General features: G+C 59.9%; 26 protein-coding genes. 17 read left to right on the top strand and 9 right to left on the bottom strand.

The genetic code is table 11. The features are described 5' to 3' along the window. Positions 1-460, top strand: a 460-nt coding sequence (locus BP858_RS09740; RefSeq protein ID WP_286879392.1) for a HEAT repeat domain-containing protein, incomplete at its 5' end; no start/stop codon positions are given. Between the two features lie 12 nt (positions 461-472). On the opposite strand, the gene BP858_RS09735 is transcribed toward BP858_RS09740, so the two are convergent. Continuing rightward, entirely contained in the window at positions 473-1,144 is a 672-nt protein-coding gene (locus BP858_RS09735) for a flavodoxin family protein (protein WP_286879391.1), read from the bottom strand. A gap of 57 nt (positions 1,145-1,201) precedes the next feature. Next, entirely contained in the window at positions 1,202-1,693 is a 492-nt protein-coding gene (locus BP858_RS09730) for an FxLYD domain-containing protein (protein ID WP_286879390.1), read from the bottom strand. Between the two features lie 138 nt (positions 1,694-1,831). On the opposite strand from BP858_RS09730, the gene msrB reads away from it, so the two are divergent. From msrB to BP858_RS09675, 11 genes are all read left to right on the top strand, one after another. Further along, positions 1,832-2,305: a peptide-methionine (R)-S-oxide reductase MsrB gene (gene msrB / locus BP858_RS09725; RefSeq protein WP_286879389.1), complete on the top strand. Its 474-nt coding sequence runs from the start codon at positions 1,832-1,834 to the stop codon at positions 2,303-2,305. A 45-nt stretch (positions 2,306-2,350) separates the two neighbouring features. After that, entirely contained in the window at positions 2,351-2,974 is a 624-nt protein-coding gene (locus BP858_RS09720) for a class I SAM-dependent methyltransferase (RefSeq protein WP_286879388.1), read from the top strand. 216 nt (positions 2,975-3,190) lie between these two features. Then, positions 3,191-3,418: a HypC/HybG/HupF family hydrogenase formation chaperone gene (locus tag BP858_RS09715; RefSeq protein WP_062265656.1), complete on the top strand. Its 228-nt coding sequence runs from the start codon at positions 3,191-3,193 to the stop codon at positions 3,416-3,418. Then, the gene (locus tag BP858_RS09710; protein ID WP_214166703.1) at positions 3,418-3,759 is read left to right on the top strand and encodes a hydrogenase maturation nickel metallochaperone HypA; all 342 of its coding nucleotides are present in this window, start codon (positions 3,418-3,420) and stop codon (positions 3,757-3,759) included. The genes BP858_RS09715 and BP858_RS09710 overlap by 1 nt, the downstream gene beginning before the upstream one ends. Next, positions 3,756-4,751: a hydrogenase expression/formation protein HypE gene (gene hypE / locus BP858_RS09705; protein WP_286879387.1), complete on the top strand. Its 996-nt coding sequence runs from the start codon at positions 3,756-3,758 to the stop codon at positions 4,749-4,751. Before BP858_RS09710 ends, hypE begins: the two co-directional genes overlap by 4 nt. A 91-nt stretch (positions 4,752-4,842) precedes the next feature. Continuing rightward, positions 4,843-5,274, top strand: a complete 432-nt coding sequence (locus tag BP858_RS09700; RefSeq protein ID WP_074175433.1) for a GNAT family N-acetyltransferase — start codon at positions 4,843-4,845, stop codon at positions 5,272-5,274. 6 nt (positions 5,275-5,280) lie between these two features. Then, positions 5,281-6,192: a DUF2156 domain-containing protein gene (locus BP858_RS09695; protein ID WP_214166704.1), complete on the top strand. Its 912-nt coding sequence runs from the start codon at positions 5,281-5,283 to the stop codon at positions 6,190-6,192. Further along, the gene (locus tag BP858_RS09690) at positions 6,189-7,451 is read left to right on the top strand and encodes a dihydroorotase (RefSeq protein ID WP_074176142.1); all 1,263 of its coding nucleotides are present in this window, start codon (positions 6,189-6,191) and stop codon (positions 7,449-7,451) included. The genes BP858_RS09695 and BP858_RS09690 overlap by 4 nt, the downstream gene beginning before the upstream one ends. 195 nt (positions 7,452-7,646) lie before the next feature. Further along, positions 7,647-7,964, top strand: coding sequence for a DUF167 domain-containing protein (locus BP858_RS09685; RefSeq protein ID WP_062265645.1), 318 nt, complete (start codon positions 7,647-7,649; stop codon positions 7,962-7,964). A gap of 256 nt (positions 7,965-8,220) precedes the next feature. Continuing rightward, complete coding sequence (dnaG, locus tag BP858_RS09680) at positions 8,221-9,441, top strand: DNA primase DnaG (protein WP_062265642.1); 1,221 nt, start codon at positions 8,221-8,223, stop codon at positions 9,439-9,441. Between the two features lie 63 nt (positions 9,442-9,504). After that, positions 9,505-9,789 (top strand): UPF0058 family protein, encoded by a 285-nt coding sequence (locus BP858_RS09675; RefSeq protein WP_062265639.1) that lies wholly within the window; start codon positions 9,505-9,507, stop codon positions 9,787-9,789. A 91-nt stretch (positions 9,790-9,880) separates the two neighbouring features. On the opposite strand, the gene BP858_RS09670 is transcribed toward BP858_RS09675, so the two are convergent. Then, positions 9,881-10,675, bottom strand: a complete 795-nt coding sequence (locus BP858_RS09670) for an ATP-grasp domain-containing protein (RefSeq protein WP_286879386.1) — start codon at positions 10,673-10,675, stop codon at positions 9,881-9,883. Positions 10,676-10,771: 96 nt separating this feature from the next. On the opposite strand from BP858_RS09670, the gene BP858_RS09665 reads away from it, so the two are divergent. Next, on the top strand, positions 10,772-11,248 hold the full coding sequence (locus BP858_RS09665) for a hydrogenase maturation protease (RefSeq protein WP_286879385.1): 477 nt from the start codon (positions 10,772-10,774) through the stop codon (positions 11,246-11,248). A gap of 143 nt (positions 11,249-11,391) precedes the next feature. On the opposite strand, the gene BP858_RS09660 is transcribed toward BP858_RS09665, so the two are convergent. Continuing rightward, positions 11,392-12,354 (bottom strand): sulfurtransferase, encoded by a 963-nt coding sequence (locus tag BP858_RS09660; protein WP_082864919.1) that lies wholly within the window; start codon positions 12,352-12,354, stop codon positions 11,392-11,394. Between the two features lie 432 nt (positions 12,355-12,786). Here BP858_RS09660 and BP858_RS09655 point away from each other — a divergent pair, with 432 nt between their 5' ends. The 3 genes from BP858_RS09655 (at position 12,787) to BP858_RS09645 (ending at position 16,820) form a co-directional block, all read left to right on the top strand. Beyond that, complete coding sequence (locus tag BP858_RS09655) at positions 12,787-14,820, top strand: cation:proton antiporter (protein ID WP_286879384.1); 2,034 nt, start codon at positions 12,787-12,789, stop codon at positions 14,818-14,820. A 147-nt stretch (positions 14,821-14,967) separates the two neighbouring features. Beyond that, positions 14,968-15,555 (top strand): DUF2179 domain-containing protein, encoded by a 588-nt coding sequence (locus BP858_RS09650; protein WP_062265624.1) that lies wholly within the window; start codon positions 14,968-14,970, stop codon positions 15,553-15,555. Between the two features lie 254 nt (positions 15,556-15,809). Beyond that, positions 15,810-16,820 carry a GNAT family N-acetyltransferase gene (locus BP858_RS09645; protein WP_074175425.1) on the top strand — a complete coding sequence of 337 codons (1,011 nt, stop codon included), beginning with the start codon at positions 15,810-15,812 and terminating at the stop codon, positions 16,818-16,820. A gap of 665 nt (positions 16,821-17,485) precedes the next feature. Here BP858_RS09645 and BP858_RS09640 read toward each other — a convergent pair. The 4 genes from BP858_RS09640 to BP858_RS09625 form a co-directional block, all read right to left on the bottom strand. Continuing rightward, positions 17,486-18,889, bottom strand: a complete 1,404-nt coding sequence (locus BP858_RS09640; RefSeq protein WP_281768040.1) for a DegT/DnrJ/EryC1/StrS family aminotransferase — start codon at positions 18,887-18,889, stop codon at positions 17,486-17,488. Between the two features lie 352 nt (positions 18,890-19,241). Beyond that, positions 19,242-19,463 (bottom strand): PspC domain-containing protein, encoded by a 222-nt coding sequence (locus BP858_RS09635; RefSeq protein ID WP_281768041.1) that lies wholly within the window; start codon positions 19,461-19,463, stop codon positions 19,242-19,244. A 98-nt stretch (positions 19,464-19,561) separates the two neighbouring features. After that, positions 19,562-20,815, bottom strand: a complete 1,254-nt coding sequence (locus tag BP858_RS09630) for a RecQ family ATP-dependent DNA helicase (RefSeq protein ID WP_281768042.1) — start codon at positions 20,813-20,815, stop codon at positions 19,562-19,564. Positions 20,816-21,166: 351 nt separating this feature from the next. Next, positions 21,167-21,976 carry an N-formylglutamate amidohydrolase gene (locus tag BP858_RS09625; protein WP_286879383.1) on the bottom strand — a complete coding sequence of 270 codons (810 nt, stop codon included), beginning with the start codon at positions 21,974-21,976 and terminating at the stop codon, positions 21,167-21,169. Positions 21,977-22,181: 205 nt separating this feature from the next. Between BP858_RS09625 and BP858_RS09620 the strand changes: the two genes are divergently transcribed. Next, positions 22,182-23,489: a sodium-dependent transporter gene (locus BP858_RS09620; RefSeq protein WP_014868190.1), complete on the top strand. Its 1,308-nt coding sequence runs from the start codon at positions 22,182-22,184 to the stop codon at positions 23,487-23,489. Between the two features lie 164 nt (positions 23,490-23,653). Here BP858_RS09620 and BP858_RS09615 read toward each other — a convergent pair. Further along, positions 23,654-24,955 (bottom strand): sodium:solute symporter family protein (locus BP858_RS09615; protein WP_286879382.1); only part of this gene is annotated, 1,302 nt, incomplete at its 5' end.

Raw genomic sequence — 24,955 nt, 5'->3', positions numbered from 1 at the left:
GAAGGATCCGGGAGGCACAGTGCAGGGCTACCTGGTCGGCGCGCTCCGAACAGAGGATAAAGAGTTCAGGGCCGGGGTTGCCGAAGCGCTGGAAGCAGCAGGCTGGGAGCCGCAGACCGGAGAAGAACTGGCGCTCTACCTCATGGCACTGGACAGGTGGGCAGAGGTGGAACGGGTCGGCGAGGACGCGCTCCCTGTACTCACAGAAGCGCTATCCGACCCCTCCATCGAGATGCGGGCGAATGCCGTCAAGGCAATTACCCGGATAGGGGGAGGGAAGGCCGTCGCCCCCCTTATCGGGGCGCTCCGGGACGACGCCATCGTGGTCAGAATGCGGGCTGCGCGGGCCCTGGTCGACATGGGGGATGCAGCAATCCCTGCGCTCACGGAGGCGGCTGCAGAGGCGCTGCCTGAGGTTAGGGAGGGATTGCAGCGGATCATCGACGAGATCCGCCGGTGAACGGTGGATGTCCTACTCAGATATCCGCCCGGTCGCCTTCCAGTGCTCGTACTCGTGGTGCCAGCGATCTTTGTTTGCCATGACCAGGGCCCGCATCCGTTCGAGCATCTCAGCGTGGAGTCTCTCCTGTTCCGGGTAGGTCTCTTTATTCTCGATGGCTCGTACGAGTCTCCTGCCGAGTTCGTAGGCCCGTCCCTCCGCAGGCACGATCGCCTCCGGGTCTCCCCCGAGGACCACGCCGACGCCTCCAACGGTGTTCGCGCCCAGGGTCTGGAGAACGCCGTTGAGGTAGGCCACGATCTCATCTGCCCCGGACCCCCCTGCCGTGGCGACGGTGCACCCGTACTTCCCGATGAACATCTGGCAGTGAATGGCGTCCGCCATCCGGTCGAGCATGGTCTTTACCTGGGCGGTGACGGAGTTGATGTAGTTGGGCGAGCCAAGCACAGTCCCATCGCATTCAAGCATCTTCTGGTACAACTCAGCAAAGTCGTCTTCTTTGACACACTCCCCCCGCTCGTAGCAGACCGTGCAACCGTTGCAGTACTCGATATCAAGTTTGCAGACATCCACGAGTTCAACATCGGCGCCAGCGCTCCCGGCCCCGTCGAGGACGGCCTGAACAAGTCGAAGCGTCTGGCTCCGCGAACCGCGGGGACTTCCGTTAATTCCAAGTATCTTCACGTAATCACCATCTAGATAACTTTATACAACCGTTTCAATACGCGCACCGGTTCCTGCTTACGGGATATCATGCACAACCTCAATCTCGGCATGGTACTGCCGATCGCAGTCGCCGGGGAGCGGATCGACGGTGAATATCGTCGTCTCGCCTGCCTGGAACCGGGGAACCAGCGTAGTCTCGGTCGACCGGATCATACCGGTTTCGTCGTCGATGAGCATGAAACGAATGACTACGTTCCTTCCGGGCACATCACCGGTGTTGGTCACCGATCCCGTCACAACCCAGTAGCAGGACATATCGGTGCGAAAATGCTTCTTCAGCGCGGTAACAGTGGCCGAGAACGATGGTTGCGGCCCCGCTGGTGAGTAGGTGGTATGAGCGGGTGGTGTCGCCTCCGGTGTCGCCTCCGGTGTCGGGGCCGGCACCTCCAGTATCTCCGGGGTCTCAGTGCAGCCTGCCGCGAGAGCGAAACCGATGAGGCAGGCGAGGAGCAGAAGACTTGCATAACTCTTCTTCAGGGGGACGACACCTCCTGCATGATGGTTCATCGACCGGAGGCTATATAACAGATCCGGAAGCGTGCCCGGCCCTGGAGGCCATACGGGAGCAGGAATCGCGGGCTCGCGATCACCGGGCAGGAACGGTTATATATGATTCACAGATAGAGGTGCCGGGAGGAGTTGCCGATGAGAGGAGATACCGCAGGACCGCTCAAGGTCGTGAGGATCTGCAACGCTATAACCAGAGAGGTGGAAGAAGTTCCGAAGGTCGTCAAATCCGACGAGGAGTGGCAGCGGCAGCTGACGCCGGAGCAGTTCTCTGTTGCCAGACGGGGGGGCACGGAACCGGCCTTCACCGGGAAGTACCTGGACTGCAAGGAGGACGGCCTGTATGTCTGCGTATGCTGCGGCAACCACCTCTTCTCCTCGGAGACAAAGTTTGAGTCAGGCACAGGCTGGCCGAGTTTCACAAAACCGGTCTTAGACCTGAATATCAGGACAGATGTCGACACCCGGTTCTCCATGACCCGGACCGAGGTGCTCTGCAGGCGGTGCGACGCCCATCTGGGCCATGTGTTTGACGATGGGCCGCCGCCGACATACAGGCGCTACTGCATGAACTCAGCGTCGCTTCAGTTCGTGCGGCGGGGGGATCTGTAGGGGTAGAACGAACCCTTATTCACCAGCGGCGCCGACCTGAGATCCGTGAACACACACAAATCTGCCTGGGATGAGGATTACCGGAGGAGAGGAGACCTCTGGGGTGGTGCACCAGCACCGCTCCCTGACCTCCCGGCAGGTGCCGCCGTCCTGGAGCTCGGATGTGGGAACGGAAAGACCCTCGCCGCACTCACCCAGCAGCCCTGGAGCGTGACTGCGGTCGACATCTCCCCCCGTGCCGTCAGCCTCGCCCGGCGACGGCCGGGAACTGCGGCAGCCAACCTCGTTGTTGCCGATGCGGCGTGCCTGCCGTTCCGCGGGGAGGTCTTCGACGCGGTCTTCCTGGTCCACGTCGCCGGCCACCTTCCCGAAACGGGCAGGAGGAACGTGGCATCCGCGGTCTGCCGGGTGCTCAGGCCCGGCGGAGCGGCCTTCTTCCGTGCATTCTCAGTTGAGGATATGCGTGCCGGAAAGGGGGTGGAGACGGAAGCGCAGACCTTCAGCAGGGGGAGCGGCATCATCACCCACTACTTCACCGAGACCGAGGTGGAGGAACTCTTCGCACCGCTCGCCCCCGTCTCGGTCAGGACGCGCCGCTGGCAGATGCGGATCAGGGGCCGGGATCTCCCCCGAGCCGAGATCGAAGCGGTGTTTCGAAAGACTGGGTAGCCGGGGAAAGGGCCGGGACCTGCGCGCCCCGATTTTTGCACCTCCGGGAGAGGAGAGGAAAGTTAACATACTTTTTTACGCTTCCAGACTGAATTATATTATTAGAATAGGGGAATCCGGGGGGCGCAATCCAGCCGAAAGAGACTATCCCGGGTCCCATATGCAGCATGGTTAACCTATTTTGACGCCCGGACAAAATAACAGGAGAGGAAAAGAATGTGTATCGCAATGCCCGCTGAAGTTCTGGAGATAAAGGATGGCAACATCGGGGTCGTAGACTTTGGAGACCTGAAGCAGGAGGTCAGGCTCGACCTCGTGGATGTGAGCGTCGGGGAGTTCGTGCTCGTCCACGTCGGGTTTGCCATCCAGCGTCTCAGCAGAGAGGAGGGGCTTGAGACCCGTGAGATCTTCAGGCAGGTTCACGCCGCGATGATGGAGGAGTAATGCACGAGTACAGCATCGCCTATGACATCTACGCGACTGCCCGCCGCGCAGCGGTCGAGAACAGCGCAAAAGAGGTGAAGTGCGTCTCTGTGGATGTCGGTAAAATGGCGATGGTGAACCCGGAGCAGGTGGAGTTCCTCTTCAATATCATCATCGAGGACGACCCGCTCTTCTCAGGCGCCCGGCTCTCGTGCCGGGATATCGAGGCGCGCACCAGATGTTCCTGCGGCTACGAGGGAAGCGAGCGGTTCGTCTGCCCACGGTGCGGGAAACTCCCGGAGATTGTTGCAGGAATGGAGATCGTAGTCACGAACATAGAGATAGAAGTGGACGAAGTATGAAAGTCAACCTCATGCATGGTGCCGGCGGCGAAGTGATGGGCGAGCTCCTGCGCGTCATCACCAACCTCAGGCACAACAACGCCGGCGGGATCGGGCTTGAGTCGCTCGATGACGGGGCGGTCATCCCGCTCAACGGCCAGAACATCGTTTTTACGACCGATAACCATGTTGTTTCGCCGATCTTCTTCCCCGGTGGGGATATCGGGCGAATCGCCGTCTGCGGGACCATCAACGACCTTGCCATGATGGGCGGCCGGCCGGTCGCGCTCTCCTGCGGCATGGTCATCCCCGAAGGCTTCGATGTCGCCGATCTCGAGCGGATCGTTGCATCGATGGATGCCGCGCTCGATGAGTGCGGGGCAAGCCTCGTCACCGGCGATACCAAGGTGCTCGAGCGGGGGGCGCTTGACGCCATCATCATCAACACCGCCGGGATCGGTGTCGCCGAGCGGGTGGTGCGGGACAACGGTCTTGTGCCCGGCGACGCGATCATCGTCAGCGGCACCATCGGCGACCACGGAATCGCCATCATGGCTCACCGCGAGGGGTTCGACTTCGGCGGCCAGATCCACTCCGACGTCGCCCCCCTCTGGACGCTTGTCGAGGGAGCACTCGCGGCCGGGGACATCCATGCCATGAAAGACCCGACCCGGGGCGGGTTTGCCAACGCCATCAACGAGATGGCGAAGAAGAGCCGGGTGGGCGTCGTCATCGAGGAAGAGGCCCTCCCCTTCCGGAAGAACGTCCGGAGCGCCGCCGGCATGCTCGGCATCGATCCCCTCGAGGTAGCAAACGAAGGGAAGGTCGTCATGGGGGTCGCACCCGACGATGCAGAGGCCGTCCTTGCGGCGCTCCGCTCGCACCCCTACGGGCGGGATGCGGCGATTGTCGGCGAAGTCATCGAAGGTTCTCACGTGACCATGCGGACTGCCATCGGCGGAGAGCGGTTCATTGAACCGCCGATCGGCGACCCGGTCCCGCGTGTCTGCTGATGGGATAACCACACCGTTTTTTACACTCTCCCCGATCCCTGCTGATACATTACTACCACAGTTATACGGTACTATAGAGAGGTACGATGGAATGATGGGGAAGATTGGCATCGAGGTGCGACTGGTGGATGTCTGGGATGTGGAGATGATCGCCGATCTCTACCGTGCGGGAGACTGGTGGAACGAGATATGGGATCCGACAGGGCTTGGCGCCCTCATCGCCGGGAGTTTTGCCTTCGCCGTCGCCATCGACTCCGCCACCGGCAGAGCGGTCGGCATGGGCAGGGTGATCTCAGATGGGGTCTCGGACGCCTACATCCAGGACCTGGTCGTCCTCCCCGGCTACCGGGGCCGTGGCATCGGAACGATGATCTTATCAACACTGCTGGATTACTGTAAATCTGCAGGTGTCACCTGGGTTGCCCTTGTTGCCGAGCCCGGAACCGAGGCGTTCTATACCCCGCTCGGGTTCCGGAGAATGGAGGGGCACATCCCCATGCGGTGGTACCCGGAAGAGAGGTGAGCATGCTTGAGATTCTCTGACTTCAAACCCGTGAGCCTGGACGATCGTGACCTCTTTTTGCGGCATTACCGGCAGTACCCCCAGGTGCACAGCGACAACACGTTTGCGAATATGGTCTGCTGGAACCACTATGCAGACTACCGATTTTACGAAGCGGAAGGCACAATTATCCTCTCCAGCACCATCAACGGCGTGACGTCGTTTCGCCCCCCCATCGGGCCCAGGAACCCGGATCTGGTCGCTGAAGTCATCGATCTCGCGGTCAGGGAGGGGGGGCCGTCTCCCCTGCTGGTACTGGACCCGGGGAGTGAGGCGTGGATCCGCGAGCTCTACCCTGACCTGCCCCTGCACGCGGACCGGGACTACTTTGACTACATCTACCGGACCGAAGACCTTGCCGGTCTCCACGGGAGGGACTATGCCACTATCCGGCGCCAGGTCAACCGTTTCGGGAGGGAGCATGCGTATACGGTCGAGGAGATCACCAGGGAGAATATCGATGAAGTCTGGGAATTCCTGGTCATCTGGTGTGAGTGGCGGGACTGTGACTCCGTGCCCATCCTTGCTTACGAAAAGGATGCCATCCTGTTTGCCGTGAACCACTTCTTAGATATCGGGCTCATGGGATGGATTGTCCGGATTGAAGGTACCATTGGGGCGATATCGGTTGTCGGACCGGTCAATGAAGATATGGCGGTCGTTCACTTCGAGAAGGCGCTCCCCGAGACCTACCAGGGGATCTACCAGATCATCACGACCGGGACGGCAGCAGCGCTCCTGAACCGCTACCGCTACATCAACCGGGAGTGTGACATGGGCGTGCCCGGGCTCCGCGAATCAAAGACGCGCTACCGCCCCGCCTACATGGTCGAGGTGCACCACGCAACCCGGGACGACCTGGAGGCATGCCGCAGATGACTGCCGACCTGGTGCTCAGAAACGTGACGCTCCCGACGGGTCGGCGCGCTGATATCGTCATCGCCGGGGGTCTCGTCCGGCACGTTGGCGCACCGGTGCGTGCCGACGAGACAATTGACTGCAGCCGATTCACCTGTCTCCCGGGAGCGGTCGATATGCACGTCCATATGCGGGGAGGGGGGCAGGTGGAAAAAGAGGACTGGCGGACGGGCACGATGAGCGCGGTCGCCGGCGGGGTGACGGTCGTGGTCGACCAGCCGAACACCGTCCCTCCCATCACCACGCCCGAACTCCTCCGGGCCCGTATTCGTGAGGCTGAGGGGCATGCAGTCTGCGGGTTTGCGGTGAACGCCGGAGTCATGCCCGGCGCCGATCTCGAGGGGATGTGGAACGCCGGCGCGATGGCGTTCGGGGAGACCTTCGCCGCACCATCAAGCTACAGCGAAGGACTCGATCCGGAGACCCTCGGGGGGCTGTTTGCCCGCATCCATGCTCTCGGGGGACTTGCCACGGTCCACGCCGAGGAGGTTTCGGGTCCGGCCCCTACAACGCTCACTGCTCACGATAACGCACGCTCCGGCGCCGGGGAGGCGCGCGCCGTGCGGGCCGCATCAGCCCTCGCCCCTGGAGGCATGCGGCTCCACTTCTGCCACATGAGCACCGCCGCCTCAATCGAGGCCGCACGCGGCATGGTGGAGGTGACGCCGCACCACCTCTTCCTCTCGCGCGAGATGTTCGAGGAAGACGATACCCGGGCCCGCATGAACCCCCCGCTCAGGGACGAGCAGACCAGGCGCGGCCTCTGGGCTTGCTGGGATAAGATCGATGTCATCGCTTCGGACCATGCCCCGCACACGCTCCGCGAGAAGGCCCTGCCGTTCCAGATCGCTCCCTCCGGTGTCCCCGGGGTCGAGACGATGGTGCCGCTTCTTGTGGCAGCAGTCCGGAATCGCCGGATAACTCTCGCCTCGGTGATGGAGAAGACATCGTGGAGGCCCGCCGCCATCCTCGGCATCCCTCGGGCAGGGTTTGAGCCGGGCGACCGGGCGGACTTTGCCCTCTACCCTGACGAAGTCACTCGCATCGATGCCTCCCGGCTCCACGCAAAGTGCGGCTGGTCGCCGTTTGAGGGGCTCAATGCGGTCTTCCCGGAGGAGGTGGTCGTCCGGGGCAGGCGTGCCTACTCCTGCGGGGAATATTATGAGCCGCAACCGGCATGGTATCCCGGGCAAGGATTTTTATCAGCAGAAGATAAATAATATAAGGCCGATACAGCGCATCTTATAGGTCCCCGGGTGATCACCTGGCGGGACGCCCGGATATGATCCGCGGGACAACCCAGGTGCGCGACAGGCACGCCCGGCATATAGGGTACGATCGGGTGAGGACCGGCACAAGCCGCCTGTGATCACCGTTCGTTAGTGTCGGGCGACACTTCTTCAGGAGAACCCAGTATGGAACCCTACGCCGATGCTGTCACTGAAACCGGAAGCGGTGTCACCATCCTGCTTGACGTTACGGCAGGCGCCAAAAAGACCTCGTTTCCGGCAGGTTACAACGAGTGGCGGAAGAGTATCCGCTGCCAGGTAGCGGCCCCGGCTGTCGACGGGAAGGCAAACCGCGCCGTTATCGATCTTATTGCAGAGACGTTCGGCGTATCCCGTGCAGACGTGAGCATCATCTCCGGGCACACATCCACCTCAAAGACCGTGGCTATTTCCGGTCTATCAAAGTCAGAAATCCTTACGTTCCTCTCTGCCTCCGGTGCCTGAGCCGGCACGGATAGAGTCACAGGGATTACCGGAGCGGAGCGGTTTTTATCGTAGATATGATATTAAGCAGAAGAAATTAAAATCAAAACCATGCCTGGATGCACTTTTGGATTTCCGCTTTGAAAAACCTTGTGTTCAAAGCGCCATCTGATTTAAGTAATCGTACTATAGATATGTAATTGACACCTATGTCCGCGCACATGAAAACCTGCATGGCATATGGCGATCAGATTCACATTGAAGGGGGCAACATTCCATGTACTCACCGGAAACTACAAAGTATCTTATTCATCTTACTCTGCAGACCGAGGGGGTGGTCGATAAACCTGACGTAGTGGGGGCTATTTTCGGCCAGACTGAAGGTTTACTCGGCGAAGACCTTGACCTGCGTGATTTACAGAGGACCGGCCGCGTCGGCAGGATCGATGTCCAGATAACGACAAGGAGAGGGGAGACGAAAGGTGAGATACTCATCTCATCGTCGCTTGACCGTGCGGAGACCGCGCTCCTTGCCTCGTCGCTGGAGACGATCGACCGGGTCGGGCCATGCACAGCGCGCATGAAAGTCGACCGCATCGAGGATATCAGGGTAACCAAGCGGCGCAGGATCGTCGAACGTGCTAAGGAACTCCTCCTCGAAGACTTTGATGAAGGCACCATAAACAGTGACGACCTGCTGGACGAGGTCAGGGAAGTCATCAGGATAGAGAAGCTCGAACTCCTCGGTGAAGAGAAGGTGCATGCCGGCCCGAACGTCATGGCCTCGGATGCCATCATCCTTGTCGAAGGGCGGGCCGACGTGATCAACCTGCTGCGCTACGGGATCAAGAACGCGGTTGCGGTCGAGGGGACCAATGTCCCACCGATCATCATCGACCTCTGCTCGCAGAAGACCGCGACGACCCTGCTCGACGGAGACCGGGGAGGGGAACTGATCCTCCGCGAACTTCTTCAGATCGCTGAGATCGACTTTGTGGCATACTGCCCGCGGGGGAAGAGCGTCGAGGAGATGAGCCGCAAGGAGATCGTCAAGGCGCTCAGAAACAAAGTGCCCGTGGAGGTCGTTGCCGACCACATCCCTGGCGAGGGGACGGCGGGACAACCGCCTGCGCGCACAACTGCCGGTACACGTGAGGTTTTGGAAGACGAACGACCATCGCAACAGCAAAAGACCGGAAAAGAAGTGGGCGGGAAGGCCCTTCCAACGCTCGGAGAACATATGGCCGATGTCCGGGACCGGCGGATCGCACGGTTCCTATCCTCAGATTATGGTGTCCTCCTGGAATCGAATGCTACCGATCTCGAAGGGGCGCTCCAGACCCTGGGCAGCGATGTTGAGGGAGTCGTTGTCGATCGTGTCGTCGACCAGAAACTCCTCGACCAGATCGGAGGGAAGAATCTGGAGTTCGTGGCTGCCCGCGACTTTAAGGGGATCGTAAAACGTCCTCTATCCATCAGGCTTATAAAGATAGGGTGAAATCTTTCCAGCGTGCAAATTTATATATGTTTATATTTACCATTTTTCTCTCCGGGAGAGAATATGCACAAGGAAGAATTAATTGCCTTACATGGGATTCTTACTGAGATTAAAGACTATTTTGAATTGGCAAATCCTGAACTGAAATTCTCGCAGTATTATGCGTTGAAAATCGATCCTTCTCAGGTGCATAAGAGCAAAATGGAGCATAAATACGCAATATTCGTGCTCGGAACGGAACTTGCAAACGCCATGAAAGACGTGGAGTTCTCATCATCCGGGAGGATCTCTGCCCGGATGAAGGAACTTGCCGAGAAGACGCTCAAAGAGATCGATTATCTCCAGTAACGACGCCCGGCACTCGCGCATTCATGTGAATGCGGCGTCATTGACAGGTGGGTATGCCGCCGGGGGCCCCGGCCCCACCACTCCTCTCCTCTCAGGCACGCATCTTGCGCTCTTCTTGAATGAGATACCTGGCCAGCAGTTCCGGGATGGGTGCCGCCATGCAGTGCCAGTTCGGTGTCCCATTCACCTCAAGAACTGTGTAGCCTTCCCCGTCATGGAGGAGATCGACGCCGCAGTAATCGATCCCGACTGCCGACGCTGCGGCTTCGGCGATGGCACGCATATCCTCATCGATCGTGACAGGCATGCCAGTCCCGCCCTGATGGATGTTGTGCGTAAGACTGTCTGATACGCGGGATATTGCGCCGACAGCCTCCCCGCCAAGGACAAAGACGCGGTAGTCCCGATCATTCTGGATGTACTCCTGCAGGTACCAGGGTCCAGGCCCGAGTTCGTCGGGTTTGGTCACCAGCCTGATGCCGTTCCCGTCGTAGCCATAGAGTGGTTTGTAGACTACCTTTCCATGCCGGAGAACGAAGTCACGTGCCTGCGCCTCAGCCTTGATATAAGCCGTCTCAGGCGTCTGCACCCCGCACTTCAGGAGAAGCGCGGTTGTCATCGCTTTTGATGCGCAGGCGACGATGCTTTCAGGTGTGTTGATCACCCGGTTATGGAGTGAGAGCACGTTCAGGGTCTCAAACTGATGCCCGTCCTGCCGGATCCCGCAGACCCATATGAGTTCGTTCTCAAGCCCGGAGTCGAGGGGGTCGACCGCACCGAGGTCAAGAACCCTGCACCGGGCACCGGCTCTCTTCAGTTCCCATATAACGGCGCCGGTCGAGTCATCATCCGGCATATCAGTCGGTTTTGGTACGATATGGATCATGCGCCTCACGTTCCGCTCCCTGGACACATAGATCTCGTCAGGGTCTCATTATCATTTTGTATCTTGCCAGATATAATCGATGAGGAAGGACTACCTGTGCAGACAAACCGGATCTGTATCATCGGGTGCGGGAACCCCCTCATGGGGAACGACGGGGCCGGGCTTTTAGTGATGCGGCTGCTCGGGGGAAGGTGTCCCGGCGTCGACTGCATCGATGGCGGCGCCGGGGGCTTTGGCCTGATTCCGCTGATGGAAGAGTATGACAGAGTGGTGATCGTCGATGCGATGGTGGGCGTCGGCGACCGGATCGGCGACGTCCTCGTTTTTGAAACGCCGCCTTCGTGGACCCTCCCGGCATGCGCGCTCCACGATATCGGGGTCGGGGAGGCGGTAACGATAGCCCGGGAACTCGGGTATACCGGAGAGGTTGTGACAGTGGGGATTGAGGTGGGGGAGATCCAGGCATTCAGCCGGGAGGTCGATCCGGCGGTCGAAGAGGGGATCAGAGTTGCCAGGGAGCATATCCTCAGGATCCTCCGGGAATGGACCAATGAAACGGGAACGGAAACCTGAGATACGGGTCTACGGAACCAGCCCGTTCCACTCTACCGGTGTCCTGCAGCCAGCACACCGCTTTCCTCACCGGTGAAGCCGGGGCCGGCACCTCAGCGTGTTTATCACGGTCACCCGGATACCCACGGCGGTGGAATCAGGAATCACCGTGCAGGAGCCTGATCTGCTTTGCGCCCCTGTGGCTCCGGCCCTTCGACAACCGGGTTATCCGGACGCGCGCTCCATTCGGTGAACGATCCCTCGTAGAGCCGGACCCGTGGGTAGAGGTAGAACCACTTAAAGAGGATGAACTCGTTTGTGGCTTCCCGCCCGGTCCCGCAGGTACAGATAACGGTCCCGCTCCGGTCGATGTTATGCTCTTCGAGGATCATATCGAGGTCCTCGTTTGGTCTGAGCAGCGCCGGGTTCGCGCCATCCATCAGGCTTCTCCACGGCAGACTAATGGCGCCGGGGATATGCCCCGCCATCCGCCAGGGCCCCTTCCCGGCATAGACCTTTGCCGGGCGTGCGTCGAGCACGATAACATCATCGTTGTCTTTGACCTGTATAAACTCCTCATACCCGATGGCGTATTCGTCGTGAACCTCAACAGTAAACCTGGACGGTTCAACTGTGGGGAACTCTTGCGAGAGTTCCCGGTTCTCGCTCTTCCACGCATCAAGCCCGCCATCGAGGATGTATACAGTGTCGTGGCCGTACTTCGCGAGCGTATAGGCCATCATTGTCTGTGCAAGCCCGTCACCCCGGCCTGAGAAGGCTCCTTTGCCAGTGTAGATAACGACCGGGGAGCCGGCCCTGAGCCCCACACGCCGGAACGACTCCTGGAGGCAGGCGAGCGGAGCATACGAAGTCGGGAAACCGCGAGCAGATACCCGCAGGACCCCTTCGTTCAGGTAGACGGCGCCCGGGATGTGCTCCTGGATGTAGTCATGCACATCCGGTTGGGTATCAAGGATTGTCAGATCTTCGTCATACAGGTGGTCGGCCAGCCAGTCTGTGGTCACCAGCCTGACCTTCCCATCACCACGGGGATACGGGGCATTCTCTCGATCGCTCATTGCCCGTAGGCGCTCTTCGCCGCCGGGGCGGGTCATTTTTTCAGCCATTTTCTTACCACCTCATGGTTTCTCACCGGGGGTGATCAGGAACCCCACTCCAAACCTGAGCTATCATATACCTTGTGCAGGATCCGGCACGGTGCACAGGAGGGGTCATGGAGGCAGCCGTGCGGGACGATACTTGCGTCCACCGGATGGCGGTGCGGGCCCGGTACTGGCAGCGGGGTCATGCCCGCCACGCATCGTCTAACTGCCATACCCATCGACGGGTCGATAATTCAGGGCCGGATACAGAATAATTATCTAAAGAGAAGCGCAACAATTCCCTGTATTCTATCAGTCGGGTAATTAAAGACCGGGTGTATCCCTCCACAGAACACCGGTATGGCCCTGTCCGGAATACGCATGCTCCGGACCGCCCACAGCACCCGGCACAGTGACACGACAACCCACCGGACACAACAAGCAAGGAATCATACCATGGATGCAACCTTTCTCGAACAGATCCTGATCATATTTGCCCTCTCTATCGGAGCACTCGCCCTCTGCTACCGGCTGAAGATGCCGGGGATCGTGGCGTTCTTCCTCACCGGTATCATCGCCGGGCCCCACGGCCTTGGCCTCATCACGAACCGGGCAGATGTGGAGATCCTTGCAGAACTCGGTATCATCTTCCTCCTCTTCACCATCGGCATGGAACTCTCGCTCAAGAGCCTCCTTGAGATGAAGAAGGGGATGCTCACTGGCGGGGTGCTCCAGATCGGTCTGACAATCGGCGTCGTCGCCGTCATAGCCTCAGCCTTCGGCCTCGCCCCACCGGAAGCGATCTTCTTCGGGATGCTCCTTGCCCACACAAGCACCACCGTGATGCTGACCGTCTTCCAGCATCGGGGAGAGGTGGACACGCCGCCAGTGCGGCTCGCACTCGGGATATCGGTCCTCCAGGACTTAAGCACCGTGCCGATGATCCTCCTCGTCCCGATGCTTGGCGGGATGGGGTCGGCCGGAGTTGTCCCCTCGCTCATCAACTTCGGGATCGGCCTCATCCTCCTCGGGGCCGTCACGGTGAGTGCCCTCTGGGTCGTTCCCCGCCTCCTCTACCGGGTCGCAAGCCTCCGGAGCCGGGAACTCTTCATGATCACCGTCATCACGCTCTGCCTCGGGACTGCGTGGCTCACCTCCCGCGCCGGCCTCTCCCTCGCCCTCGGGGCCTTCCTCGCGGGTCTGATCATCTCTGAGTCTGAGTACAGCAACGCGGCCCTCTCGAGTGTCATCCCCTTCCGCGACATCTTTACGAGTTTCTTCTTCGTTTCGATGGGGATGCTTCTCAACACCGGTTTCTTCGCGGCCCATGCACTCCCGATCATCGGGCTCATCATAGGCATCATCATCCTCAAGGCGATCATCGGGGCTGTCGCCGTCATCCCGGCGGGGGTCTCCCTCCAGAACATGATCCTCACCGGGCTTGCCATCGGCCAGATCGGTGAGTTCGCCTTCATCCTCTCGAGGTCCGGGATCGAGTACGGCCTGCTCGGTCCCGACCTTGAGCAGGTCTTCCTCGCCGTATCGGTCGGGACGATGACGGTCGCCCCGTTTGTCATCGCCTCAGCTCCGCGCGTGACCTCCGCTGTCCGCCGCCTGCCCCTGCCGGGCTGGCTCAAGGCAAGGGACGCAGCCCTGAAGGTAGCTCCCGCCAACGGCCCGAAACAGGGGCATATCGTCATCATCGGGTTTGGACCGATGGGACGGCACGTCGCCGATGCGGCGCGGAGCACGGGAGTCCCGTACATGGCCATCGAGCTTAACCCGACGACGGTGCGGGAAGAACGGAAGAAGGGCGAGCCGATCTTCTTCGGTGACGCCATAAATGAGAGTGTCCTTGCCCATGCCGGGGTTGAAGGTGCACGAGTGGTGGTCATCACCATCCCGAACGCAGACACAGCACGTCATGTGACGGCGATCGCAAGGAAGATGAACCCAAAGTGTGCGATCATCACCCGGACCAGATATATGGAAGACTCCCTTTCCCTCTACACGCTCGGGGCGGATGAGGTGATCTGCGAGGAGTTCGAGACCGCTGCCGAGGTACTTATGCGGGTCCTGATCAAGTATCCGGTGCCGAAGACCGATATCGACAGGCTTGTCGCTTCGATGCGGACTGACCGCTACGAGATGCTCAGGGAGGCGTCGGAGCAGGTGCCGTCACTCCGCGATATAGAGCTGCACCTCGATAACGCCGCGATATCGATCGTCCGGGTGGAGGAGGGGGCTCCGATAGCCGGGAAAACCCTGGCAGAGACCGACCTGCGGCAGAAGTACGACGTGACGGTCCTCGCAATCAGGAGGGGGGCGGAGACGCTTGCCGGGCCGGATGGCGGGACGATGATCGAGGCCGGGGATCTCTGTATCCTCATTGACGCCGGGCGGGGTAACGGGGAGATCTCCCCCCTCTTCCGCCGCGGGTCGGATGCGGTGAGTTCCTTATCCCCGAAAAACCAGTCTGAACAGACCTGATCTCCAGCCGGTGTACGGGTTTCTGATGCGCGTCCGCGGTGCCGCGAGGGGAGGAACCCGGATTTTCTGCTCATACTTCACGCCGACCCGGGGTTACGGCCGGTTCGTAACTGCACCCTCTTATACCCGGCCGGGCGATTTCCCCATATGGACTTCCTCTCTGCCGGCGCTCTCACCCCGATCCTCATACCACTCCTTGTCTTCGGGGCGCGGGTGATCGATGTCAGCCTCGAGACGCTCAGGATCATACTTCTCGCCCGGGGCGGCCGTCTCATTATTCCGGTTATAGCTTTTATCGAGATCCTCTTCTGGGTCGTCTCGCTCGGCCTCGTCGTCAACGATTTCGCGAATCCAGTCTACCTCATCTCGTACGCGGCCGGATTTGCTACCGGGAACTACGTCGGCATCCTCATCGAGGAGAAACTCGCCATGGGGGTCTGCGTCCTCCGGGTGATCACCTCACGCGAGGACCGCTCTCTCATCGACGCCGTCAGGGCCACCGGTTATGGCGTCACGGTCGTTGCCGCCGAGGGACTTCATGGACCGTGCACCATCTTTTACTCTGTGGTGAGACGCTGCGACCTCCTGCAGGTTACTGGAATGGTCGAGGAGATGAGCCCCTCTGCATTCTGCACCATCGAGGACGTCCGGTCAACCACCCACGGAACCTTCCCCAGGTCAGACGGGAAGCCGTGGTCCGGCCTCCACCACCGGACGGTGCGGATCGGGAAGTGAGACGGACCTCCGGCACCCCTGCAGGTGCCCCCCCGCCGGGAGAACAGGTTGATATACAGGTACCCCCTGATACCCTTCGCGGTAAGCCGCTGAATACGGCAATAGAAATGCCTTCATCAGAGTAGCAGAGAGGATAGAGAAGGCGGTGCCGGAAGATTGAGGACGAACTCTACGAGCGTCGCGGCAGCAGAAGGGTATTCCCACCACCGGTGTCGCCGCATCCCCGTGCTAGCGAGCACCAGAGCGTCAAAGAGATGTCTGAACTCGAGGTATGTGAAATCCCGCCGGAAGACTACACCCGATGGGATGATGTCGTGAAGGAGTCTGTCGAGGGGACCGTCTTTCACCTGAGCGACTGGGTAACGACTGTTGGAGGATTAACCGGGAGGAAGACCACGATTCTAGGAGTCTATAGGCAGGACGACCTTCTTGGAGGCTGTGCGCTCTACGTGCGCCCGTTCCCGGTGCTCTCCCTCGCAACGACAGACGCTTCCATGACGCCGTTTGGAGGGATCTGCATCCTCCCATCAGAGAGCATAAAAGGCAAGAAACAACTGCTCCACAGGCACTCGATCATGGGGGCGCTCAGGGACCACCTGGCAGCGCACTTCGATGCAGTCCACCTGACGAACTCTCCCGGGCTTGTGGATATACGCCCGTTCACCTGGGACGGGTGGAAGAGCAACGTGCTCTTTACCAACTATCTCGTGCTGAAAGATGCCGTTGCCGACACCACGTCACGGACCGTGAGGAACGCCCTGAAACGGGCAGCAAAGAACGGGATCTCCGCGGAGAAAAAGATCGACAGCGGGGCATACAATGTTCTTTTCCGGAGAACGTTCCAGAGACAGGATCTTGCACCGCTGGTCCCTGAAAAATTTCTCAATGGTATGATCTCCCTGATCGGTTCGAGGGAACTCGGTGAGATGTGGTGCGCAAAAACACCGTCAGGAGAGATCGCGGCCTCAACAATTGTTGTCTGGGACAGTCGGCACGCACACGCATGGTCGGCAGCAGCCGACCCGGAACTGAGGGAGACAGAGGCGCATACGTATCTTTTCACCGAGATCTGTAAGGATCTGCAAAGCCGTGGATTTAAGGGGTTCAACCTCCAGACAGGCAACACACCACGGTTGACGGCGTTTTACGCGAGTTATAATCCTGTCCTGACCCCTTACTATCAGGTCGCAAAGATTGCTCCCAGGGCAAGAGCCGCCTACGCCGCCAAGAATACTATCGATACCTTTATCGGGCGCAGATGGTGAACGGGGGCTCGATGAGCCGCACCCGGAGACCCTGGAGGCTGGCCGGAATCAGGTACGGGTCAGAGCAGGGCTCACCCTCGTCCCTAGTAGAGCATTTCAGCTAACATTTCCCATGAAAACCGCCCCGGTTTGGCGGGTGGGGGAATCACGGCTCTATTTGTGCCCCGGGTCCGGCCTGTGGGGGAGGGGGCGAGCCCCCTCCCCTGCCCCCACCCCCCCGGGATGATAGCCACCACGGTCCACTGCCCAGGGAGCCCGGGGAATAGGTCGCTTTCATGCGGTACAGCCTCTCGCTCCGCCCCATGAATTCTCCCGCACGGCTTTCCACGAGAGGCTGGTGATCGCTCCGGCGTATCGCAAATTAAGGTGAAATAGTCCACTAGTACATCGATTCTCAATTCCCGGCACGCTCAACGGAGGGGAGTATCGATCTCGTTTCACACTTTCCGGGGGTTTGCATCCCGGGAATGGCTTTTCCCGGGTATCCCCACGCACTGCCCCCGCCCCCGGGGGCGGGGTGGGGAGACGAAGAGGAATGCTCCGCGGGGGGATGGGGCGAAGGCCATATCTGGCCTGCTAATTTGGAATCGCTCCACTAGATGCGCAAACCCTGTCCCGGATGCGAATAGAGACGCAGGTCTCCTATTACCCAAACCCGGACGTTTTCATGCGGTTCTCCGTGAGCCTATCCGGGTGAGGAGCTCCACGACGCCGGTGATATCCTCGGGGGTAACATAATAGTGGATAGGGATGTTGATGAGATGACCCGCGATATATTCACTCGTCTGTAGATCCTCCCTCCGGTGCGGGACAAGGACGTCATAGGGGTAGGTGAGGTGGACTGGCTTGGGCCACTGGAAGTTTCCAAGCTCAAACCCACGCTTCCGCGCCTTCCTGGTGATCTCTAGAACACTGTATGAGGTATTGTTGAGCACGTTCAGCTTCAGGAACGCCGGTTGCTTTTTTCCCGATATAGTAAGCATGCCATATGCATCATGCCCATCCAGTTCGGCAAGATACCGCTCCGTATTCTCATTCCTGGTTCTGTTTACGGCATCGAGATGGTCCAGCGCGATACAACCGACTGCTGCTCTGTAAGCGTTCATGAGCAGGTGCTCAGACTCCACACGCTCTCGGGGAGGGGTCCGGAACCTATCCCTGAAACTGAGTAATCGACGGGAAACCCGTTCCGGAAGGATCCCCAGCTGAACCCTTGAACGCGACCTCCTGACATGTTTTTCCAGGTACGGGAGGAGCGCCGCCCGGATCTCCTCCTCTGTGGCGCCCTCCTCCACCAGGCCATCCATCTCCTCAAACAGCTTCCCATCACGCCGGTAGCATTCTTCTCCAAACGTCGCCGCCAGTCTCTTCTTGTATTGCGACCGTTCCAGTGCAAGATACTCAAGAAGCATCCCGTAGACAAAACACTTCTCCGGATTCAGGGGCACCCTCCGGTAGGTGTCGACGGTTTTTTCAACAGCACCGATCAGGTCGCGGTTGTTGACAGCGAGGATCCCCCCCTGGCCGGTCGTCATATGTTTCTCGTAGTTGAAACTGAATATCGACATATCCCCGAACGTGCCGACGCCTTTCCCACCAAAGGCGGCACCAAGACACTGGGCGCAGTCTTCTATCACATAACATCCGTTCTCACGTGCAAGGGAAGAGATCGCATCGATATCACAGGGAACTCCAAAGAGGTGCGTTGCAATAATAACTTTAGTCTTCTCTGTCACACTCTTCTCGATTGCCACAACGTCCGCGTTCAGATCAGCAGGCGAGTTGTCGATGAGAACAGGTTGTCCCCCCGCGTCCAGGATAGCGTCGATAACGCCCTGAAACGTGAAACTCTGGACGATCACCTCATCCCCGGGTGATATCGGGAGAGATTTCAGCGCTATGAGGAGGCCTGCACGCGCCTGGTTTGTTGCGAAACACCTGGGAGCACCGATATAGTGTGCGAACTTTCTCTCAAACTCTCTAATCATATCCTCGTCGAGCACCCGGTCAGAATGGATGCAATCCACGATCTCTTCGATGTTCAGGTATGAACCAAATCTGGCCAACATTCCCTATCACCCGAAAAAGCACAACCGGCATACCAGGCATCATACCAGGCACGCAGACCCGATTGGATCGTCTTCCTGGTACCACCGAGTGCCTGTTTAGGGGCAATACCCGTCCTCTGTATAAATAGTATTTGGCAAAAACGGAATCAGGAAGATGCAAAGCCAGGTACCCGGCTTTAGCAGTGGAAGGGTGTCAAGCAACCCTCTGGTATCGTTCTGAAACTGCACTGCGGCAGGAGTGTTCGCACGCTGAGCCGGCGGCGGGGATTGTTCCTATCCGGGATGCCCTTGCGATCTGCCGGATCTCATCCCGGAAAAAGATAATCAGGGCCCGGGCCGGACCACCGACTGCTTACGTCCCCCGGGTTGCTTCAGCAGGGCGCACCTGCCCGTGCTGCGGCAGGATGATCCAGAGCAGGATGTAGGCGACAATACCAGGGATGAACCCCGTGATCGCGGTGATGACAACCCAGATCACCCTGATGATATTCGGGTCGATCTCAAAGTATTCTCCGATGCCGCCGCATATCCCGGCGATCCACCGGTCAACCGTTGAACGGTATAACTTCTTCATGACAGTTCCCCGGGGTGCTCACTTTGCTGTATGGATAATAGATGTTTCCCCGGAGAGCAGGGGGAGGACCCGGGTGGATACGCCGGGAACCCGGCGGTTCAGCCGGATGCGGGACGGACAGCACCAGACTTCCGGTGCTCAGGTCCGCGGGACGGGGTACAGGCATCACAACCGCTGCAGGGAAGAGTCTCAAACCGCTCCCCAAAGTACTCGAGGATCTGCCGTCTCCGGCACCCTGCCGCGATGCTGCAGTAGTCCACCATCTTCTGCAGTTTTGAGCGTGCAACCTCCCGCTGGAACTCAGAGGGGAGGTCGCGGTCGATGAAGGACCTCAGGCGTTTTGCGTCGTCGTCATGGTAGAAGAGGATGCAGTCGCTCTCGCCTCCGTCTCTCCCCGCCCGGCCGCTCTCCTGATAGTAGGCCTCAAGCGTCTTTGGTATATCGTAGTGGACGACGAACCTGACATCCGGCTTATCGATACCCATACCAAAGGCACTTGTCGCACAGATGACCGGAACCTTCCCGGTCATGAACCGGTCGTGTGTCCGCTCCCGGGCCGCCGCCGTCATCCCGGCATGGTAGGGGAGTGCCGGGACACCATCGGCACGGAGCCGGGCCGCAAGGGTCTCGGCCCCATCCCTCGTTGCGGTGTAGATGATCCCTGCATCCGTTCTCCGGCCCTGCAGGTAGTCACGGAGGCGCTCGTATGCGCCCTCTTCTTTCTGGACGACGACATACCTGAGGTTCTCCCGGTTGAAACTCCCGACGTAGACCGAGGGGTTGTTGAGGTTGAGCTGCCGCGCGATATCGTCACGGACGTCCGGCGTCGCAGTCGCAGTCAGGGCGACCATCGGCACCTGCGGGAACCGCTCTTTCAGGACCTGGAGCGACCGGTACTCGGGGCGGAACTGGTGCCCCCACATCGATATGCAGTGCGCTTCGTCGACAGCGATGAGCGTTATGGGGAGGGATGCGATGAGGGCGAGGAAGTCATCGCTGACCGCCTTCTCAGGCGAGACGTAGAGGATCTGGACGACACTCTCTTCAAGTTCCGAGAGGATCCGCCGCGTCGCTACGTAGGAACAGGAGGAGTTCAACGCTTCTGCAGAGATCCCGCGGGCTTGCAGGTCGTCGACCTGGTCTTTCATCAGGGCGATGAGGGGTGATATCACGAGCGTCACACCGTTGCCGATGAGCGCGGGGACCTGGTAACAGAGCGACTTGCCCCCTCCTGTCGCAAGTACCGCGAGGACGTCGCGCCCCTCCAGGAGGTCCTGGATGATCTCCTGCTGGTAGGGTTTAAACGCCGTATGCCCAAAGTAGCGTTGCAGGATGAGATGCAGGCGATCCATTGCTATAACTGTGGGCGCTCTACCGGCATAGTATCTTCGCAAGGAGAGATTCCGGCAGAACCGGGCCCGATCGGGAAAACGCCTGCGATGGTGCGCAAGGCTGAACGGATGAAGATCAATGCTCCGGGTGCATCGTACTCCGCTCTATCCCATGCAGTGGACCGTAGTGGGCCATTTCACCTTATCGTGTGGATCCTGGTGCAGATCGCCACCTCACGCGAAGACGCGAAGACGCGAAGGGGCAGTAACCTCACGGATTTCGCGCTTTCGCGTGAGGCGGTATTGCATGAACAATATCAGATAAAAAGCTCCAGTAGTAGCTATCGCATTGGAGGGACCGGGGAGGGAGCCTCACCCGGAAATCTCCTCCCAGAATCCGGCGACTGCTGAGAGGATCCTCTCCCGGAGTTCGGCAATCCGCGCCTCGTCGACCTGGTGAGTCCCGGGGTCGATATACTCTTCAGTCTCATAGAGGTCGCGATTGATCTCAATCTGAATCCAGGGAGTCCGTGTCCGCCGGTGGTGCGCAACCGTTATGAACCCGCCCCTGAAGGGTTCGTTCATCGCAACCCGCCCTTCCCCGTCGAACTCTGCCTGGAACGACCGGGCGAGGGCTGAGAGCCACTCCGGCGGGCAGGTCACAAGACCCCCCTTCCGGAGAGGCTTCCCGAATCGATCGCCCCTGTTGCTCAGGCAGAAGAGTGGACGCGGACGTCCGGCGTCTATCCTGACCGGTGGGGCCTTCGGCAGCATGCTGTGGCAGTCGAAGGCGACCTCAACAGGATGGGTATCGATGACATCGGCCAGCCGGTTATGGAACGGGAAGTAGTATTTCTGCAGGAGGGTTCCTATCAACTCCCTCCCTGGCACCAGACCCTTCCGGTATACCGGGGTCCCATCCTGCGTGATGACCTTGATCACGCCATCCTGGGCCCGCGGCGGATACTCATAGGGCGCCCGGTTGGTGTCGACAAAGATCCGGGAGACCTCAAAATCAACCAGGGCCTCCACTGCATCATCGAACCCGTAGAGGAGGCGGGTATGGGGGTCGCTGTTGAAGACTATCTCCTTTCGCGAGAGGTTGACGAGACCGCGGACCTCAGGCGGAACTGAGACGCCGCCGTGGGGGACGGAGAAGAGGAACGGGTAGCGGCCGCTCAACCTCTCCTCCCTCCCACCCGGTGTTCACGAGAACTGATGCTCATGCTCTTCCCGGTAGTATGGGGATAACCGGGTACAAAAGTGCATTGGTCGCTGGGTACCCGGTCAGAACCTGCCGCCGGGGTGCCCGGTTCCAGCGGGGATCCGGCCGGATATGCATTTATCTCTACGGGGTAATTGGTTATTATGAGGTGACCAGGACGATATGACAGGAAACACAGGAAGAGAGCAATGGTCATCAACTCTGGGTTTCATCCTTGCAAGCATCGGGTCGGCAGTAGGAATCGGGAATGTCTGGCGCTTTCCCTACATCGTGGGTGCCAACGGCGGCGGCGCGTTCCTGATCCCGTACCTGATCTCAGTCCTCCTCTTCGGCCTCCCCCTGATGGTGCTGGAGTTCGCCATCGGGCGCAACACCGGGACATCGGTGGTCACCGCCTTCCGGTCCATACAAGGACGGTTCTCCTTTGCGGGCCTGGCCGTCGTCGCCATCGCGAGCCTTGTACTCAGTTACTACCTCGTGATCACAAGCTGGGTGCTTGCCTACGCCCTCTTCTTTGCCCTCAACCGGCCGGTCGACTTTGGTGCGTTCACAAGCTCCTATCTCCCGCTCATCTTCTTCCTCCTCTCCGGGATAGCCGTCTTTCTGACAGTGCGCTCCGGGGTCAGGGAGGGAATCGAGAAAGTTTCCCGGGTTCTCATCCCGGTCCTCGTCGTGATCCTCCTCTTCCTCGTGGTCTTTGCGCTCACCCAGGCAGGGGCCATGGACGGAATCGGGTTCTACCTCTCCCCTGACTACTCAAGGCTTGCCGACCCGACCGTCTGGACCGCGGCGTTCGGGCAGGCCTTCTTCTCGCTCTCGGTGGGCATGGGCGTTATGCTCACCTACGGGAGTTACCTTGAGGGAGGAGACCTCTTCCGGAACGCCTCCGTTATCGCCGTCGCTGATATGCTGATCGCGATCCTTGCCGGACTCGTGATCTTCCCCCTGGTCTTCACCGCAGGCCTCGACCCTGCAGCCGGGGTGAACCTCACGTTCATCACTCTGCCCGCAGTCTTTACCGGGATGCGGTTTGGTATGGTCCTCGGGGCGCTCTTCTTCGCGATGCTCTTTACTGCGGCACTCACCTCTGCGGTATCCATGCTTGAGGTCCCGGTGGCGGCCATGATGGACTCGCGCGGTTACTCCCGGAAGCGTGCGACGCTCCTCGTCTTCGGCGTAATCATGCTCCTCGGGCTCCCGTCAGCCCTCAGTTACACGGCCCTGGAACTCGAGCTCCTCGGGACTCCGCTCCTCGACCTGAACGATTATCTCTTCGGGACAATCGGTCTTATCGTCGCAGGACTGATCATAAGCATCGTCGGGGGATGGTATATGGACCGTACCCGGGTCTGTACGGAGATCGGAGGGTGTGGGTGGCAGCAGAAGATCTATATGGCGCTCATCCGCTACTGCGTTCCGGCGATCCTTTTGATCACGCTGATCGCAAGTCTTCTCCAGGCTGCGGGGTGAGCGGCCGGGTCCCGGGGATCCGCCCCCTCCCCCTCAAGGCGACCGCCCGGTGAGAGCCGGGATGATGGGGTTATGCGATTGGGGCAAGACTGCCAATCACCCCATTCATAGGAGGTACCCATGTGGCCCGGTCCTTGCGGTTGCACCCGGGCACCAAAAAAGAGTTACGGGGACTGGATGAACCAGCCGGTCTGGGTGTTGTCGAGTGCGTCCCGGGAGTTCGACGCAGTCACGAGACTGACAACGACCATGGTGAGGGCCGAGATCACGAGCGCATAGAGGCTGAAGTGCACCGGGAGCGGCGCCACAAACTGGTGCCAGTAGCCAAAGACTGTGGCCGCGACGAGCCCAAGCCCCATGCTCGCGATCGCTCCTTCCTTGGTAGCCCCACGCCAGTAGAGCCCGGCGAGGAGCGGGACCGCGAACGTCGCAAGCATGACCCCGATGCCCATCCAGATCAGCCAGGCAAGCATCGGCGGCGGGTTGATAGCAAGCCAGAGCGTGCTCCCGGCGGCAACGACGACCGCGACCTTCGAGACGAGGAGCACCTCCTTATCAGGCGCCGAAGGCCGGAGGATGTTTTTGTAGATATCCCACGCGAACATGGTCCCGACGGTGAGCATGAGCCGGTCGGTCGTGGACATCACCGCCGCAAGGACGATCACCGCGAAGAGCGCCCATAACGCCACGTTCGGCATGGCATATTCGACACCCGATATGAAGGCGAAGTCCTGGGCGTTCACGGTAGCAGGGAGCACTATCGTCCCCTCCTCGACGAGCGACCGCACGGCAAACCCGGTGAACTTCACCAGGAACATGACGACCCCGTAGATGCCGAACGCAACCAGCGGCGCCCACTTGAAGTAGCGGGCCTCCTTCGCCGCAAGAACGTTGTTGATGACATGCGGTGCGCAGGCGAGGCCGACCATCAGGAGGATCCCGAACGAGACAAGGAACTCGGGCGTCGCAAAGGCGTACGGGGCGTAGGCCGGGCTCGGGAACCAGGGTTCGACGAAGTTCGGGTCGATCCCTGCAAGCACGGTATTGATGTGGGAGAGCCCGCCGGCGCTGATGATGACGAACGGCGCCATCAGAAAGACGCCGATGATCAGGATACCGCCCTGGACCAGGGTCGTCCAGGATACGGCGTAGAGCCCCCCGACGACCGTGTAGGCGGTGATGATAATCCCGGAGATGAGCAGGGCTTCCCAGTGCGGGATGCCGAAGAGCCAGACGAGCACGATACTGATGGCGGTGTACTGCCCCACCAGGTAGACCAGCGAGACGACAATCCCGGAGAGGGCGGAGAGCCCTCGGAGCACCCTCGGGCTCTCGAACCGATCCGCAAGGTAGTCCTGGACGGTCATGTAGCCCCGCTCCTTCCCGACAGCGTGGAGTTTCACCCCAAAGACAATGATACAGAACGAGGCCGCGAGCGGCACAAAGATCTGTTCCCATATCCCGGG

This window comes from Methanoculleus sp. UBA413, from assembly GCF_002502935.1.
In the GTDB taxonomy this organism is placed as follows: domain Archaea; phylum Halobacteriota; class Methanomicrobia; order Methanomicrobiales; family Methanoculleaceae; genus Methanoculleus; species Methanoculleus bourgensis.
Note: the sequence above shows the minus strand (reverse complement) of the source record. Positions and strands in the feature narration are given on the sequence as shown.